Source organism: Streptococcus mitis, assembly GCF_047465045.1.
GTDB lineage: Bacteria > Bacillota > Bacilli > Lactobacillales > Streptococcaceae > Streptococcus > Streptococcus mitis_DT.
On the sequence record NZ_JASHAR010000016.1, the window covers coordinates 16823 to 32538 of the forward strand.

The 15716-nt window shown below is 42.1% G+C and carries 18 protein-coding genes; 3 read left to right on the forward strand and 15 right to left on the reverse strand.

Annotated features, from left to right (window positions below):
* Nucleotides 1-24: 24 nt before the first annotated feature.
* From QM409_RS08435 to QM409_RS08495, 13 genes are all read right to left on the reverse strand, one after another.
* The gene (locus tag QM409_RS08435; protein WP_414305517.1) at nt 25-792 is read right to left on the reverse strand and encodes an acetyl-CoA carboxylase carboxyl transferase subunit alpha; all 768 of its coding nucleotides are present in this window, start codon (nt 790-792) and stop codon (nt 25-27) included.
* Nucleotides 789-1655 carry an acetyl-CoA carboxylase, carboxyltransferase subunit beta gene (gene accD / locus QM409_RS08440; RefSeq protein ID WP_084864839.1) on the reverse strand — a complete coding sequence of 289 codons (867 nt, stop codon included), beginning with the start codon at nt 1653-1655 and terminating at the stop codon, nt 789-791. The genes QM409_RS08435 and accD overlap by 4 nt, the downstream gene beginning before the upstream one ends.
* Before the next feature lie 36 nt (nt 1656-1691).
* Nucleotides 1692-3059 carry an acetyl-CoA carboxylase biotin carboxylase subunit gene (locus tag QM409_RS08445; RefSeq protein WP_261187780.1) on the reverse strand — a complete coding sequence of 456 codons (1368 nt, stop codon included), beginning with the start codon at nt 3057-3059 and terminating at the stop codon, nt 1692-1694.
* Nucleotides 3060-3070: 11 nt separating this feature from the next.
* Nucleotides 3071-3493, reverse strand: coding sequence for a 3-hydroxyacyl-ACP dehydratase FabZ (gene fabZ, locus QM409_RS08450; protein ID WP_000565515.1), 423 nt, complete (start codon nt 3491-3493; stop codon nt 3071-3073).
* Nucleotides 3490-3975, reverse strand: coding sequence for an acetyl-CoA carboxylase biotin carboxyl carrier protein (gene accB / locus QM409_RS08455; RefSeq protein WP_001052238.1), 486 nt, complete (start codon nt 3973-3975; stop codon nt 3490-3492). Before accB ends, fabZ begins: the two co-directional genes overlap by 4 nt.
* Nucleotides 3976-3977: 2 nt before the next feature.
* Nucleotides 3978-5213 carry a beta-ketoacyl-ACP synthase II gene (gene fabF / locus QM409_RS08460; protein WP_049544789.1) on the reverse strand — a complete coding sequence of 412 codons (1236 nt, stop codon included), beginning with the start codon at nt 5211-5213 and terminating at the stop codon, nt 3978-3980.
* A 21-nt stretch (nt 5214-5234) separates the two neighbouring features.
* Nucleotides 5235-5966, reverse strand: coding sequence for a 3-oxoacyl-[acyl-carrier-protein] reductase (gene fabG / locus QM409_RS08465; protein WP_045612213.1), 732 nt, complete (start codon nt 5964-5966; stop codon nt 5235-5237).
* Between the two features lie 40 nt (nt 5967-6006).
* Complete coding sequence (gene fabD / locus QM409_RS08470; protein WP_045612215.1) at nt 6007-6930, reverse strand: ACP S-malonyltransferase; 924 nt, start codon at nt 6928-6930, stop codon at nt 6007-6009.
* The gene (gene fabK, locus QM409_RS08475; protein WP_045612217.1) at nt 6923-7897 is read right to left on the reverse strand and encodes an enoyl-[acyl-carrier-protein] reductase FabK; all 975 of its coding nucleotides are present in this window, start codon (nt 7895-7897) and stop codon (nt 6923-6925) included. The genes fabD and fabK overlap by 8 nt, the downstream gene beginning before the upstream one ends.
* Before the next feature lie 117 nt (nt 7898-8014).
* Nucleotides 8015-8239 (reverse strand): acyl carrier protein, encoded by a 225-nt coding sequence (locus QM409_RS08480; protein WP_000257838.1) that lies wholly within the window; start codon nt 8237-8239, stop codon nt 8015-8017.
* 59 nt (nt 8240-8298) lie between these two features.
* Complete coding sequence (locus tag QM409_RS08485) at nt 8299-9273, reverse strand: beta-ketoacyl-ACP synthase III (RefSeq protein ID WP_414305518.1); 975 nt, start codon at nt 9271-9273, stop codon at nt 8299-8301.
* Nucleotides 9273-9707, reverse strand: a complete 435-nt coding sequence (locus QM409_RS08490; protein ID WP_000386355.1) for a MarR family winged helix-turn-helix transcriptional regulator — start codon at nt 9705-9707, stop codon at nt 9273-9275. The genes QM409_RS08485 and QM409_RS08490 overlap by 1 nt, the downstream gene beginning before the upstream one ends.
* 93 nt (nt 9708-9800) lie before the next feature.
* Nucleotides 9801-10586, reverse strand: a complete 786-nt coding sequence (locus tag QM409_RS08495) for an enoyl-CoA hydratase (RefSeq protein ID WP_414305519.1) — start codon at nt 10584-10586, stop codon at nt 9801-9803.
* 209 nt (nt 10587-10795) lie between these two features.
* Here QM409_RS08495 and QM409_RS08500 point away from each other — a divergent pair, with 209 nt between their 5' ends.
* The 3 genes from QM409_RS08500 to serS all read left to right on the forward strand — a co-directional run bounded on the left by QM409_RS08500 (nt 10796) and on the right by serS (nt 14022).
* A complete protein-coding gene (locus QM409_RS08500) occupies nt 10796-12160 on the forward strand; it encodes an aspartate kinase (RefSeq protein WP_050242190.1) in 1365 nt (454 codons plus the stop codon).
* 2 nt (nt 12161-12162) lie between these two features.
* Nucleotides 12163-12534 carry a DUF956 family protein gene (locus QM409_RS08505; protein WP_020901044.1) on the forward strand — a complete coding sequence of 124 codons (372 nt, stop codon included), beginning with the start codon at nt 12163-12165 and terminating at the stop codon, nt 12532-12534.
* A gap of 213 nt (nt 12535-12747) precedes the next feature.
* Nucleotides 12748-14022: a serine--tRNA ligase gene (gene serS, locus QM409_RS08510; protein ID WP_023945596.1), complete on the forward strand. Its 1275-nt coding sequence runs from the start codon at nt 12748-12750 to the stop codon at nt 14020-14022.
* A gap of 24 nt (nt 14023-14046) precedes the next feature.
* Here serS and QM409_RS08515 read toward each other — a convergent pair whose 3' ends face one another.
* Nucleotides 14047-14946 (reverse strand): TDT family transporter, encoded by a 900-nt coding sequence (locus QM409_RS08515; RefSeq protein ID WP_414305520.1) that lies wholly within the window; start codon nt 14944-14946, stop codon nt 14047-14049.
* Nucleotides 14947-15054: 108 nt separating this feature from the next.
* On the reverse strand, nt 15055-15603 hold the full coding sequence (locus QM409_RS08520) for a carboxymuconolactone decarboxylase family protein (RefSeq protein ID WP_000206768.1): 549 nt from the start codon (nt 15601-15603) through the stop codon (nt 15055-15057).
* Nucleotides 15604-15716: the final 113 nt, after the last annotated feature.

The following is a 15716-nucleotide window of genomic DNA, read 5'->3' on the forward strand; positions in this document are numbered from 1 at the left end:
TTTTCTAGTCTCATTTAGTCATTTTTAGTATTTTCTAAATCGTTGATAACGCTCTTCCAACAACTCTTCTAACGATTTTTGTGAAAGTCTAGCTAGCTCAGCTTGAAGTTCTTTTTTAACATTCTTAATCAGTTCTTTACTAGAAAGTCCTGCTTCAGAAATCACCTTGTCCACCACGTCCATTTCTAACAGTTCGTGTGAAGTGATTTTCATCAGTTCTGCCGCTTCCATGGCACGACTGCCATCTTTCCATAGAATGGAAGCAAAACCTTCTGGACTGAGAATGGCATAGATAGAATTTTCCAGCATCCAAACACGGTCTGCGACTGCTAGAGCCAGAGCCCCACCAGAACCACCTTCACCGATAATGATAGCAATAATAGGAACTTTCAAATCACTCATTTCCATGAGATTGCGAGCAATAGCTTCTCCCTGTCCGCGTTCTTCTGCTCCGACACCAGGATAGGCACCTGCTGTGTTGATAAAGGTCACTACTGGACGGCCAAACTTTTCAGCCTGTTTCATCAACCGTAGGGCCTTGCGGTAACCTTCTGGATGCGGTTGACCAAAATTCCGTTTAAGGTTATCTTGTAAACTCTTGCCTTTTTGGATACCAACCACTGTTACAGCTTGGTCTCCAAGCCAGCCAATACCACCAACAACTGCACCATCGTCACGAAAAGAACGGTCACCGTGTAATTGGATAAAGTCATCAAAAATGCCTGCAGCAAAGTCCAAGGTTGTCAAGCGACTCTGCTCACGCGCTTCTCTGACTATTTTTGCAATATTCATCTAGGACCCCCTCCGTGCAATCTGACTAGGCTTGCAATCGTATCTGGCAAATCTCTTCTTTTAACGATAGCATCCACAAAGCCATGCTCAAGTAGAAATTCTGCCTTTTGGAAATCCTCAGGCAAGCTTTCACGAACCGTGTTTTCAATCACACGACGCCCTGCAAAACCAACCAAACTCTGTGGTTCAGCCAAAATGATATCGCCTTCCATAGCGAAAGAAGCTGTCACACCACCTGTCGTTGGATCAGTCAAAATGGTAAGGTAAAAGAGGCCTGCATTTGAATGGCGTTTAACCGCTGCAGAGATCTTGGCCATCTGCATGAGACTCATGATTCCTTCCTGCATACGGGCCCCACCAGAGGCTGTGAAGAGAACAACTGGTAATTGTTCAACCGTCGCATACTCAAACAAACGAGTGATTTTTTCCCCTACAACCGTACCCATAGAAGCCATGATAAAGTTGGAATCCATAATCCCAAGAGCCACAGTCTGACCTTTTATAAGAGCTGTTCCTGTCACAACGGCTTCATCCAGACCTGTTTTTTCACGCATAGTTGCTAGTTTCTTTTGATAACCAGGGAAATGCAAGGGATCCTTGCTCTCAATCCCTGTAAACAATTCCTTGAAGGTTCCCATATCAATCGTCAAAGCCAAGCGTTCTTGGGCAGAAATACGAAAGGTATAGCTACAATGTGGACAGATGCGCTCACTTCCCAGATCCTTCTGATAGATGGTATGCTTACAACCTGGACACTGAGAGAATAATTCATCTGGAACCTCTGGCTTGGCTTGAGGTTTTTCCCTAACCGAACGATTGGGATTGATTCGAATATACTTATCTTTTTTACTAAATAGAGCCATTGATTCCCCTTTTCGGTTTAAACTCTTGAAGTCATTTTATTCTTTTTCTTGATATTTGGGTAAAAAGGTTTCCATCAAGAAGGAAGTATCGTAATCTCCAGCAATGACATTGCGATCTGAAATAAGGTCAAGCTGGAAATCTGCATTGGTCTGCACCCCTTCAATCTCTAATTCATAGAGGGCACGTTGCATTTTCATCAAGGCGTCAAAACGATTTTCGCCGTGTACGATGATTTTGGCAATCATACTATCATAATAAGGTGGAATGGTATAGCCTGGATAAACTGCTGAATCCACGCGCAAGCCAACTCCACCACTTGGCAGATAGAGATTGGTAATCTTACCTGGACTAGGAGCAAAGTTGAAGGCTGGATTTTCTGCATTGATCCGACACTCGATAGCATGCCCACGTAGAACAATATCTTCTTGCTTAACAGACAGAGGCTGACCTGCCGCAATGCGAATCTGTTCCTTAACGATATCCACACCTGAAACAAACTCTGTTACTGGATGCTCTACCTGAACACGTGTATTCATTTCCATGAAATAGAAATTGCCACTTGCTTCATCAAGCAGAAACTCAATGGTCCCTGCATTCTCATAGCCAACAGACTCTGCAGCTCGAACAGCAGCCGCACCGATTTTATGACGCAACGTTTTTCCGATTGCAATTGAAGGGCTTTCTTCCAAAACCTTTTGATTATTCCGTTGAAGAGAACAATCTCGTTCACCCAAGTGAATCACATTTCCGTGTTCATCTCCTAGGATTTGAACCTCAATATGGCGAGCTGGATAAATAACCCGCTCTATGTACATAGCACCATTGCCATAATTGGCCTTGGCTTCACTTGAAGCAGTATCAAAGGCGGAAACGAGATCTTCTGGCTTTTCAACCTTACGAATCCCTTTACCACCTCCACCTGCTGAAGCCTTGAGCATAACAGGATAGCCAATTTTTTCAGCAACAATCAAAGCTTCCTCAGAGTTATGCACTTCTCCATCCGAACCTGGTATAACAGGCACGCCTGCTTTGATCATCTGAGCACGCGCATTGATCTTATCCCCCATCATATCCATAACATGACCAGATGGACCGATAAACTTAATGCCGACCTCTTCACACATAGTTGCAAATTTGGAATTTTCACTGAGAAATCCGAAACCGGGGTGAATGGCTTCTGCCTCAGTCAAGACTGCAGCTGATAGAACCGCATTGATATTGAGATAAGACTCTGTTGCCTTGCCAGGGCCGATACAAACTGCTTCATCTGCCAAAAGCGTATGAAGGGCTTCCTTATCAGCAGTTGAATAAACCGCCACCGTTGCAATCCCCAATTCACGCGCCGCACGGATAATACGAACCGCAATTTCACCACGATTGGCAATTAAAATTTTTCGAAACATGGAGAACCTCCTTAGTTCCCTATTGCAAAGGTAAGAGTACCACTGGCCGCAAGCTTGCCATCCACTTCAGCCTTTGCTTCAACCACAGCTATGGTGCCACGACGTTTTACAAAAGTCGCTGTCATAACCAATTGGTCGCCTGGTACAACTTGCTTCTTGAATTTAACCTTATCCATACCAGCGTAAAAGACTAGTTTTCCTTTATTTTCAGGTTTTGACAACTCCAAGACACCAGCTGTTTGCGCCAAGGCTTCCATAATCAGAACACCTGGCATAACTGGATATTGAGGAAAATGGCCGTTAAAGAAAGGCTCATTGATGGTCACATTTTTGATAGCAACAATAGTATCCTCACTCACTTCCAATACACGGTCCACTAGGAGCATAGGATAACGGTGGGGAAGAGCTTCTTTGATTCCTTGAATATCGATCATTTGATACGTACCAATCCTTTACCAAACTCAACCATTTCTTCATTAGAAACGAGAATTTCCGTTACCACACCATCCTTAGGTGCTGGAATTTCATTCATGACTTTCATAGCTTCGATGATCACCAATGTTTGACCTTTTTTGACACTATCACCAACTGAAACGAAGGCAGGTTTATCAGGTCCAGCAGCCAAGTAAGCCACCCCAACAAGTGGGCTCTCTACAACATCTCCCTCAGCAGCTACACTTGCTTCAACTGAAGCAGGAACTTCTTCCACTACAGTTTCTACTGGAGCAGATGTTGAAGCTACTGGACTTGGTGTTGCTACAGCAGGCGCAGGAGCGACCTGAGGTGCAACTTCAGGCACAAGTCTAGCTTCATTCTTGCTAAACTGTAACTCATCCGTCCCATTTCTATAAGAAAATTCTCTCAAACTTGATTGGTCAAATTGAGCCATCAAGTCTTTAATATCGTTTAAATTCATAGTTATTTATTCTCCCAACGTTTGAAAGCAAGAACTGCATTGTGGCCACCAAAACCAAAAGTATTTGAAATAGCGTATGGAATTTCTTGCTCCAAGCCTTGTCCATAAACGACATTGGCTTCGATATAATCTGATACTTCACTTGTTCCAGCTGTCATTGGTACAAAGTTATGACGCATAGCCTCGATTGTTACGATAGCTTCTACTGCACCTGCAGCACCCAGCAAATGTCCTGTGAATGATTTGGTTGATGATACAGGCACTTCCTTACCAAGAACAGCTACGATGGCACCACTTTCTCCTTTTTCATTAGCAGGAGTTGACGTTCCGTGAGCATTGACATAGGCTACTTGCTCTGGAGAAATCTCAGCTTCCTCCAAGGCTAGTTTGATGGCTTTGATAGCTCCTTGACCTTCTGGATGAGGAGAAGTCATATGGTAGGCATCACAAGTATTTCCGTAACCAACCACTTCAGCAAGGATAGTAGCCCCACGTTTTTCAGCGTGTTCAAGGCTTTCAAGAACTAACATCCCAGAACCTTCACCCATGACAAAACCATTACGGTCCTTATCAAATGGAATGGAAGCACGAGTTGGGTCCTCTGTAGTTGAGAGAGCAGTTAGGGCTTGGAAACCAGCAATAGCAAAAGGTGTAATAGAAGCTTCTGACCCACCTACCAACATGACATCTTGGAAGCCAAACTTAATTGAACGGAAGGCATCACCAATCGCGTCATTTGATGAAGCGCAGGCAGTATTGATAGATTTACAAACACCGTTTGCTCCAAAACGCATAGCAACATTTCCTGAAGCCATATTTGGCAAGGCTTTTGGAAGGGTCAATGGTTTCAAACGTTTTGGTCCTTTGTCATTTAGGCGAAGCACTTGATCTTCAATTTCCTTGATTCCACCAATACCAGAGGCCACAATAACACCAAAACGATCTTTATCAAGAGCCTCTACATCTAAATTGGCATGATTGACAGCTTCTTGAGCCGCATACAAGGCATATAAAGAATAGTTATCAAAACGATTGGTATCTTTCTTTACAAAGTATTTATCAAAAGGAAAATCTTGGATTTCTGCTGCATTATGAACATCAAAGTCGCTATGATCAAATTTCGTAATTTGACCAATTCCGATTTTTCCAGTTGTCAAACTATTCCAAAATTCTTCTGGTGTATTTCCGATTGGAGATGTTACTCCATAACCTGTTACTACTACGCGATTTAGTTTCATCTTTTTTACCTCTAGCTTCTGCTACATACTTAAGCCACCATCAATGGCAACCACTTGACCAGTTAGATAATCTTGGCCTGTTAAAAATACTGTCAAATCTGCAACCTGCTCTGCCTGCCCAAATTCTTTCATAGGAATTTGCGCCAGCATGGCATCTTTTACCTTGTCTGATAGAACAGCTGTCATATCGGACTCAATCATTCCAGGTGCAATAGCATTAACTCTGATATTGCGATTGGCCACTTCACGCGCCACAGACTTGGTAAAACCAATCAAACCAGCCTTAGAAGCTGCATAGTTAGCTTGACCGATATTTCCCATCAAACCAACAACACTAGACATATTAATGATAGCACCTTCTCTGGCTTTCATCATCGGTTTTAAGACTGATTGTGTCATGTTAAAGGCACCAGTCAAGTTAACCTTGAGTACTTTTTCAAAATCCGCTTCTGTCATCTTGAGCATAAGGGTATCTTGGGTAATCCCTGCATTGTTGACCAAAACATCTACTGAACCCAGCTCAGCAATAGCTTGATCAACCATACGCTTAGCGTCTGCAAAATCGGACACGTCTCCTGATATAGGAACCACCTTGACACCATAGTTTGAAAACTCGGCTAGCAAGTCCTCTGAGATTGTCCCACGACTGTTTAAGACAATATTGGCTCCTGTTTGAGCAAACTTATGGGCAATGGCAAGACCAATTCCACGACTCGAACCTGTAATAAAGATATTTTTATTTTTTAGTTGCATTCTTTTCTCCTGTTTTCTCTTGTATTTATGGGAGAAGGGATTACTTGTTTTCTAGCAAAGTTTCCAAACTAGCCTGATCTTCAACATTGGCTAGTTTAGCTGTCTTATCAATTTTTTTGACAAAGCCTGACAAGACTTTCCCCGGTCCAATCTCGATAAAGTTGGTTACACCTGCTTCTTGCATAACTGCAATACTTTCATAGAAACGAACTGGCTCTTTGACCTGACGCGTCAAGAGTTGAGCAATGTCTTCTTTTTGCATAACTGCAGCTTCTGTATTGCCAACTAGAGGACAAGTAAAATCTGAAAAACTTACCTGAGCTAGAGTTTCAGCTAGTTTCTGGCTAGCAGGCTCAAGGAGAGCGGTATGAAAAGGTCCTGAAACCTTAAGAGGAATCAAGCGTTTAGCTCCTGCTTCCTGCAAGAGTTCGACAGCTCGATCAACTGCTACCACTTCTCCACCAATCACGATTTGTGCAGGTGTATTATAGTTGGCTGGGGTAACTACTCCAAGTTCAGAAGCTTTTCGACAGACTTCTTCAATAACCTCTACTGGCGTATTGAGAACTGCTACCATCTTGCCAGAACCAGCAGGGGCCGCTTCTTCCATATAGGCGCCACGCTTAGCAACCAAAGCAACCGCTTCTCCAAAATCCAAGGCACCGCTGGCCACCAAGGCAGAATATTCTCCAAGAGACAAACCAGCAACCATATCAGGTTGATAGCCCTTTTCTTGCAATAAACGATAGATAGCAACTGAAGTTGCTAAAATAGCTGGTTGCGTATAGCGGGTCTGATTGAGTTTTTCTTCTTCTGTATCAATAAGATAACGCAAATCATAACCGAGTACCTGACTCGCTTGATCAATCGTTTCTTTGACAATCGGATACTGATTATAGAGTTCCCGTCCCATACCTAGATACTGGGCACCTTGACCAGCAAATAAAAAGGCTGTTTTAGTCATTTCTTACAACTCCTGCCCAACGAGAGGCTTCTTCTTGAATTTTCTTAGCTGCTCCGTAATACAAATCTTTTAGGATTTCTTCAACGGTTTCTTCTTTGGAAACAAGGCCTGCAATTTGACCTGCCATAACAGATCCACCATCCACATCTCCGTGAACAACCGCTTTGGCTAGAGCACCTGCTCCCATTTGTTCAAAAATTTCCAAATCTGGATTTTCTTGTTTAAAAGCATCTTTTTCAGCTTGTTCAAAATCACGAGTCAACTGATTTTTAATCGCACGAACAGCATGTCCAAAGTGTTGAGCTGAAATCGTAGTATCAATATCTCTAGCTTTTAAAATTTTCGCCTTATAATTTGGATGGGCATTAGACTCTTTTGCAACGACAAAACGAGTTCCAACCTGAACAGCCTCTGCACCTAGCATAAAGCCAGCTGCAACACCTTCACCATCCGCAATCCCTCCTGCAGCAATAACTGGAATAGATACAGCAGCAGCAACCTGGCGAACCAAGGTCATGGTTGTTAATTTACCGATATGCCCCCCGGCCTCCATTCCTTCTGCAATAACAGCATCCGCACCGATTTTTTCCATGCGTTTAGCTAGGGCAACACTTGGTACAACAGGAATAACCGTAATACCAGCTTCATGGAAACGTTCCATGTATTTGCTTGGATTTCCTGCGCCTGTTGTAACTACCTTAACCCCTTCCTCGATAACGAGGTCTACAATATCTTCCACAAAGGGAGACAAGAGCATGATGTTGACACCAAAGGGTTTATCAGTCAATGATTTGATTTTATCAATATTTGCCTTGACAACTTCTTTAGGGGCATTCCCCCCACCGATAATCCCTAGTCCTCCAGCCTTGGAAACAGCTCCTGCCAAATCACCATCAGCAACCCAGGCCATTCCTCCTTGGAAAATAGGATAATCAATGTTCAATAATTCTGTAATACGTGTTTTCATAGTGCCTCCATCGTTTCTTGCTTACGTAATAGTTCGATACCGTCATAATTTGACGATCAAACTATTGCCTAAACAAGAGGGAGCGGGTTTCCCTACTCCTTCTATCTTATATTCTGCTTATTTTGTTTGCTCTTCAACGTAGGCAACCAAGTCACCAACTGTTTTCAAGTCATCTTCTGCTTCGATTTGGATATCAAAAGCATCTTCGATTTCTGAGATTACTTGGAACAAGTCCAATGAATCTGCATCCAAGTCATCAAAAGTTGATTCAAGTGTTACTTCTGATGCATCTTTTCCAAGTTCTTCAACGATAATTTCTTGTACTTTTTCAAATACTGCCATGATAGGACTCCTTTAAAATAAATAGTTTTTTTATAACAATGTGTTCACCACATGATTACCTAAATTGTAAGAATGAGCGTGCCCCATGTCAAGCCTCCACCGAAGCCTGATAGTAGAACAGTCTGGCTACCATCTAAATGGATGAGACCTTGTTCTACACACTCTGAAAGTAAAATCGGGATACTTGCTGCACTGGTATTGCCATATTCCATCATATTGGCTGGAATTTTATCTCGGTTAACACCGATTTTTCTAGCCATCTTATCCAAAATACGGTCATTAGCCTGATGAAGTAGCAGATAATCCAAGTCTGTCGCCTCTATAGGAGATTCATCAATAGTCTGCTTGATAGACTTGGCTACGTCCCGAATGGCAAAATCAAAGACTGCACGCCCATCCATCTTCAAAAATGAATCTGCATTTTCTTGATCTGAAAACGGAGAATGCAAGCCTGAATGTCCATAAGTTAGACACTCGCTACGACTCCCATCACTATTGAGACTCTCAGCCATAAAATGCTCTTGCTCGCTAGCTTCTAGCAAGACACCACCAGCACCATCTCCAAACAAAACAGCTGTTGATCGGTCTGACCAATCGACTGCTTTAGAGAGGGTTTCACTACCAATCACCAAGCCTTTTTGAAAGCGACCAGAAGCTATAAACTTTTCAGCAGTTGAAAGAGCAAATACAAATCCACTGCAAGCCGCTGTTAGGTCAAAAGCAAAGGCCTTATTAGCACCAATATTAGCTTGGACACGAGCAGCTGTAGAGGGCATCATAGAATCTGGAGTAATGGTAGCTAGGATGATAAAATCCAACTCCCCTCCTGTGATTTCAGCTTTTTCCATCAGTTTCTTAGCAACCTCTGTAGCCAAATCACTAGTAGATTCTGTTCTTGAAATATGCCTTTGTCGTATTCCCGTCCGACTTGAAATCCACTCATCATTGGTATCCATAATCTGAGCCAAATCATGATTTGTAACCACTTGCTCTGGCACATAATGAGCAACCTGGCTTATTTTTGCAAAAGCCATTATCTCAAATCCTCCAAAAATTGATAAAGATTAGTCAAACCTTTGCTCATAACCTCAATTTCTTGCTTACTCATACCATCAATGATTTTTTCAACCATGGCCTTGTGGAAGCGTTTATGTAACCTATGAACCAAGCGACCTTTCTTTGTCAAATGCAGATGTACCACACGTCGATCATGTTCTGAACGAATGCGTTCAATGTAACCCTTGCGTTCGAGATTATTCAAACTAGTCGTAACTGTCCCAAGAGTCACCATCAACTCTTTTGACACTTGACTTGGTGTCACATCTGGAACTTTTCCAATCACATCAATCGTATGCATTTCTTTGATGGAGATATCCTTGAAACGACTACCCCTCAAGCTAACTTCCTCAATAACGAGGACATTGTTAAATATAGACGTTAAATATTCATTAATTCGTTGGTAGTCCAATCTTTCCTTCCCTCCTTTTCAAAAAAACTTTTAGAATCAAAACATTTGACAAAAGAATTATATCAAAGTTCAAAGAATGGTGCAAGTATTTTTTTATTTTCCTGTAAATTTAGGTCGTCTTCTTTCCGAATGAGCCCGAACTCCTTCTTTGAAATCCTCTGTTTTCGCTAGTGATTCCTGTAGGTTCAGTTCTAAAGCAGCATAATCTTGCCAGTCTTTAAATTGACTCTCCCAAACCAACTTCTTGATGGCAGCATAGGAATTAGCTGACCCGCGTCTCAATTTTTTAAGAAGCTGTTCTCTCGTCTTTTCAAGTTTATCAGCTTCAGAGACCCGATAAACAAGACCCCACTCCAGAGCTTTTTCTGCGGACAAAGCCTCACCTGTCATGGCTAATTGAGCAGCACGCGTCACACCAATACTTCGACTCAAGAGATGAATTCCTCCTGCATCCGGAGCCAAGCCAACTCCAACAAAGGCTTGGATAAATTTAGCCTTATCCGTTGCCAGACAGAAATCTGCAGCAACAGCCATATTTGCTGCGGCACCTGCAACAGCCCCATCAACCTCCATCAAGACAGGTTTAGCAATTTGCTTGATTTTATAAGAAATAGTATTGACCAATTCTGCGATTTTTGTCAATGATGGAATATCATCCTCATCCACCGCCCGCTTCATCTCTACTAAATCTCCCCCAACTGAAAAGACTTTGCCATTGGCATTAATCAAGATAAAATGCACAGCTGGATCCTCTTCTGCCAGAGTCAGAGCTTCTAAAATCTCCTCACACATAGGAATATGAAAACCATTCGCGACCTCAGGACGATTCAAGGTAAGGATTGCCAAATCCTCTTCAAGCTGATAAATAATGTGTTCCATTTGAACTCCTTTTTATTTTATAAGCTGGTTAAATTATTTTATTTTCAAAGTATATCTTTTTTAAAATCAGAAAGCAAGAAAAAATCAACTGAAAGTGTCTCAGCCGATTAGAAAGGCTCGCTTTATACTAGAACGCATCTTATTTTCTTCATTGAAAAAAGGCTTTCTTTCTGCTATAATCGTATAAAATACTTACTTTAGGAGTTCTTATGAAAGTTGTTAAATTTGGAGGTAGCTCTCTTGCCTCTGCTAGTCAATTAGAAAAAGTTTTAAACATCGTCAAAAGCGATTCAGAGCGTCGTTTTGTCGTCGTTTCTGCGCCTGGTAAACGTAATGCTGAAGATACTAAAGTTACGGATGCCTTGATTAAATACTACCGCGACTATGTTGCTGGTAACGATATTAGTAAGAGTCAAAACTGGATTATCGACCGCTATGCTGCTATGGTTAGTGAACTAGGTCTTAAACCAGCTGTTTTAGAAAAAATTTCAAAAAGTATTCGCGCCTTAGCTACTCTTCCTATCGAAGAAAATGAATTTCTCTACGACACTTTCCTAGCAGCCGGTGAAAATAACAATGCTAAATTGATTGCTGCCTACTTTAATCAAAATGGTATCGATGCACGCTATGTGCACCCTAGAGAAGCTGGTATTGTAGTCACAAGTGAACCTGGTCACGCTCGCATCATTCCATCAAGTTATGACAAGATTGAGGAATTGACAAATGCCAATGAAGTCCTTGTCATTCCTGGTTTCTTTGGTGTTACCAAGGAAAATCAGATCTGTACCTTCTCACGTGGAGGATCAGACATTACAGGTTCTATCATTGCTGCCGGTGTTAAGGCAGACCTCTATGAAAACTTTACGGATGTTGATGGTATCTTTGCAGCACACCCTGGTATTATCCACCAACCACACTCAATCCCTGAGCTGACCTACCGTGAAATGCGTGAGTTGGCCTATGCAGGATTCTCAGTCCTTCATGACGAAGCGCTTCTTCCTGCCTACCGAGGAAAAATTCCTCTGGTTATCAAGAATACCAACAATCCTGATCATCCAGGTACTCGTATCGTTCTAAAACATAGTAGTGATGAATTCCCAGTAGTAGGAATTGCTGGTGACTCTGGCTTTGTCAGCATCAACATGTCTAAATACCTCATGAACCGTGAGGTTGGATTTGGACGCAAGGTTCTTCAAATCCTTGAAGATCTTAACATCGGTTGGGAACATATGCCAACAGGTATCGACGATCTTTCAATCATCCTCCGTTCTCGCGAACTAACTCCTATCAAGGAAGAAGAAATCCTTCGTCAGTTGGTTCAAAAGGCTGAAGTAGACCATGCAGAAATCGAACACGACCTTTCTATCATTATGATTGTTGGTGAAAAAATGAAGAGTCATATCGGAGTAACTGCTACTGCGACACGTGCTCTATCTGAAAACAAGATTAATATCCAGATGATGTCTCAAGGTTCTAGTGAAGTTTCTATCATGTTTGTTGTCAATAAAGACCAAGAAAAAGCAGCAATTAAAGCGCTCTACAATGCCTTTTTCGGTGAAAGTAAGGAAGACTAATCATGGCCCAATCTCTTAACAAAACAGTGCTTCTCAATACGACCGGAACTTCCTACCTCTCTATAGCTGGGAAAGTTGGGAAATTCCTTGTTGGAGATCAGGCTCTGGAATTTTACCCAGATGTCAATGTTGAACAATTTATCCAGATTCCTTGGAGCCATATCAACCAAATTGGTGCTAATGTTACTGGTCGCAAAATCAGTCGCCACTTCGAAGTCTTTACAGACAAAGGAAAATTCCTCTTTGCATCAAAAGACTCAGGTGCCATTCTTAAAATTGCTCGCGAAAAACTGGGCAATGACAAGGTCGTCAAACTTCCGACCCTGATTCAAACCATTAGTCAAAAATTTAAAAATCTATTTGCAAAAAAGTAGAAACTTTAGTATAATCATAGCAACGGATAAGTAGGTTATCTTCTTCTTTCAGAAAGTCTGCGGATGCTGCGAGCAGATAGGAGGGATAGGTGAAATTCTACCGTTAGTAACAATTGCATACACAATCAAGTGCACTCCTGTGAAGTTGGATGGAACCGTGGCCCTGCCACTCCAACGCTTTGTCAGGTGTGCTTTTTTCATAAAGGAGTTCTTATGTTAGATATCAAACGTATTCGTACAGACTTTGATGCTGTCGCAGAAAAACTGGCTACACGTGGTGTAGATGCTGCTGTCTTAAACGAGATGAAAGAAATCGATGCTAAACGTCGTGATATTTTAGTCAAGGTTGAAACTCTCAAGGCTGAACGTAACACAGTTTCAGCTGAGATTGCCCAAGCTAAGCGCAATAAGGAAAATGCAGATGACAAGATTGCTGCTATGCAAACTCTATCTGCTGAAGTCAAAGCCTTGGATGCTGAATTGGCAGAAATCGATGCTAAATTGACAGAATTTACCACTACTCTTCCAAACATCCCTGCTGACAGCGTTCCTGTTGGAGCTGACGAAGATGACAATGTGGAAGTTCGCCGTTGGGGCACTCCACGCGAGTTCGATTTCGAGCCAAAAGCTCACTGGGATCTTGGCGAAGACCTTGGTATCCTTGATTGGGAACGTGGCGGTAAGGTAACAGGAGCTCGCTTCCTCTTCTATAAAGGTCTAGGCGCTCGTTTGGAACGTGCTATCTACAACTTTATGTTGGATGAACATGGAAAAGAAGGCTACACTGAAGTCATCACACCTTACATGGTTAACCATGACTCTATGTTTGGTACTGGTCAATATCCAAAATTCAAGGAAGATACTTTTGAATTGAGCGACAGCAATTACGTCCTTATTCCTACAGCTGAAGTTCCTCTGACAAACTACTACCGTGATGAAATCCTTGATGGTAAAGACCTGCCAATCTACTTCACTGCTATGAGTCCTTCATTCCGTTCTGAGGCTGGTTCAGCTGGTCGTGATACTCGTGGCTTGATTCGTTTGCACCAATTCCACAAGGTTGAAATGGTTAAATTTGCCAAGCCAGAAGAATCTTACGAAGAATTGGAAAAAATGACAGCCAACGCTGAAAACATTCTTCAAAAACTCAACCTTCCATACCGTGTCGTTGCTCTCTCTACTGGAGATATGGGCTTCTCAGCTGCTAAAACTTACGACTTAGAAGTTTGGATTCCAGCACAAAATACCTACCGTGAAATCTCAAGTTGTTCAAATACAGAAGATTTCCAAGCCCGTCGTGCCCAAATCCGTTACCGTGATGAAGCAGACGGCAAGGTGAAACTCCTCCATACCTTGAACGGTTCTGGACTTGCAGTTGGACGTACAGTTGCTGCTATTCTTGAAAACTACCAAAATGAAGATGGTTCTGTGACCATCCCAGAAGCACTTCGTCCATACATGGGCGGAGCTGAGGTTATCAAACCATAAAAAATAAGGTTTAGCTATTTCTAGCTAGACCTTTTTTCGTAACCAATTCAGATATGCGCCTAATACAAAGAATAAAATAATTAAGCAAATAGCGGTTTCAGCCAGCATCAAATAATCCAAAAATGGAAGTTTCAAGATTCCCTGAGCCATCTTGAGCGAAGTAGCTGTGATAATGGTTGGGAAGGTGAGGGCTGAGAAGGCTGGTTGAAAGCCTTGTTTTAAAATATTGGGCAGGCGAGTTAAAACAAAGAAAAAGAAGGATTGGGAAGCCAAAATCATGACAATCAAGACCCAATTCGGTAGGCTAGCTCCTCCAACTCGAACTAGGGAAGCCAAGAGTAGAGAGAAAGGAGCACAGTAGATTCCTTCTTGTCCAAGCAAGACTAGTGGGAGTGGTTGTTTCTTTAAATCGCTATAAATAAGGGGATAGAGATAGAAGGTCAAGAGAAAACCAAAACTCAAGGTCGCATAGGCAATCTCGATGATGCCTACCAGAGGATAGGTCAAGGCAGCCACTGCTATCCCCACATAAAGTACCGTCCAGCTAGGAGTCGCATGAATCCTCCGACCCGGATAAGCAAACTTGATGGTGAAACCAGCAATCAAGGCCAAATCCAAGAGAAATGAAAACCACCAGAAACCCTGCGCTACTAAAGGAAGATGAGGGAATACGCGAAAGACATAAGTTGATAAAATCATCCCAGCCATGGGAAAGGTGGCCATTCCTGACAAAAGAGGAGGCTTGGTCAATTCTTGCTTGGTTTCCTTCCAATTAAAGAGATGCAAAATCAGAAAGTAAATCCATAAAACCAAGCCTGATAAACTCAGTATATGTGACAGAACTGGCAACGTATCTAAAATAAGATTTCCAGCTCCTGCCAAACCTAGCAAACAACCAGAAAATACTAAGGGGAGTTTTTTCATCCTAACCTCCAATAATCATGTTAGTTTCAGTATAGCATAAAAGCACTTAAATGAGGGGATAAAAAATGAAGTCCGTTGATTTCAGACTTCATTTTACTCAGATATGAATTAAGCATAAGGTTGCAATTCTGGGTTAATTGGTGTATTGGCTAGGTTATTGGCATAGTTACAGAGGCTTGCTAGGCTGACACCAAGAACCACATCCAAGGCATTTTGTTGAGTGTAGCCAGCTTCTAGAAACTCAGCCAAGGCTTCATCTCCAACACGACCCTTGGTATTGATAACTGCCAAAGTAAACTTAGCCAGAGTGTCTAATTTAGGATCTGTTTCGATTGGAGTACGATTGCGAAGGGCTTGCAGAAGATCATCATTCATCTGGATTTGTTTGATTGAAAAGGCTGTGTGACCTGCGACACAGAAGGCACAACCATTGGTCACGGCTGCCGTGATCTGCACCACTTCACGCTCAACGGGTGTCAGGCTGTTGCGACGATTGATGGCTCCGACAGTTCTGTAGGCTTCTAAAGCAGTTGGTGCATTAGCCAGGAGACCGATTAGGTTGGGAATATAGCCATTGTTATCTTTTTCTACTGTTTCAAGAACCTCTTTCACTTCTGCTGGTGCTGATTCTACTGTATGGATGGTAAATGTTGTCATCATAAAACCTCTTTTCATGTTGTTGAAATCTAGTCTATCACAGATTCTATACCTTGTATAATATATATTTTAAATTGCACCGATAGAAATTTTTTATGAACGCAAAAAAATCA

Excerpts from the sequence above, each read along its gene's own strand:
- QM409_RS08435 (WP_414305517.1), bottom strand. The coding sequence starts at position 792 with ATGAATATTGCAAAAATAGTCAGAGAAGCGCGTGAGCAGAGTCGCTTG.
- accD (WP_084864839.1), bottom strand. The coding sequence starts at position 1,655 with ATGGCTCTATTTAGTAAAAAAGATAAGTATATTCGAATCAATCCCAAT.
- QM409_RS08445 (WP_261187780.1), bottom strand. The coding sequence starts at position 3,059 with ATGTTTCGAAAAATTTTAATTGCCAATCGTGGTGAAATTGCGGTTCGT.
- fabZ (WP_000565515.1), bottom strand. The coding sequence starts at position 3,493 with ATGATCGATATTCAAGGAATCAAAGAAGCTCTTCCCCACCGTTATCCT.
- accB (WP_001052238.1), bottom strand. The coding sequence starts at position 3,975 with ATGAATTTAAACGATATTAAAGACTTGATGGCTCAATTTGACCAATCA.
- fabF (WP_049544789.1), bottom strand. The coding sequence starts at position 5,213 with ATGAAACTAAATCGCGTAGTAGTAACAGGTTATGGAGTAACATCTCCA.
- fabG (WP_045612213.1), bottom strand. The coding sequence starts at position 5,966 with ATGCAACTAAAAAATAAAAATATCTTTATTACAGGTTCGAGTCGTGGA.
- fabD (WP_045612215.1), bottom strand. The coding sequence starts at position 6,930 with ATGACTAAAACAGCCTTTTTATTTGCTGGTCAAGGTGCCCAGTATCTA.
- fabK (WP_045612217.1), bottom strand. The coding sequence starts at position 7,897 with ATGAAAACACGTATTACAGAATTATTGAACATTGATTATCCTATTTTC.
- QM409_RS08480 (WP_000257838.1), bottom strand. The coding sequence starts at position 8,239 with ATGGCAGTATTTGAAAAAGTACAAGAAATTATCGTTGAAGAACTTGGA.
- QM409_RS08485 (WP_414305518.1), bottom strand. The coding sequence starts at position 9,273 with ATGGCTTTTGCAAAAATAAGCCAGGTTGCTCATTATGTGCCAGAGCAA.
- QM409_RS08495 (WP_414305519.1), bottom strand. The coding sequence starts at position 10,586 with ATGGAACACATTATTTATCAGCTTGAAGAGGATTTGGCAATCCTTACC.
- QM409_RS08500 (WP_050242190.1), top strand. The coding sequence starts at position 10,796 with ATGAAAGTTGTTAAATTTGGAGGTAGCTCTCTTGCCTCTGCTAGTCAA.
- QM409_RS08505 (WP_020901044.1), top strand. The coding sequence starts at position 12,163 with ATGGCCCAATCTCTTAACAAAACAGTGCTTCTCAATACGACCGGAACT.
- serS (WP_023945596.1), top strand. The coding sequence starts at position 12,748 with ATGTTAGATATCAAACGTATTCGTACAGACTTTGATGCTGTCGCAGAA.
- QM409_RS08515 (WP_414305520.1), bottom strand. The coding sequence starts at position 14,946 with ATGAAAAAACTCCCCTTAGTATTTTCTGGTTGTTTGCTAGGTTTGGCA.
- QM409_RS08520 (WP_000206768.1), bottom strand. The coding sequence starts at position 15,603 with ATGACAACATTTACCATCCATACAGTAGAATCAGCACCAGCAGAAGTG.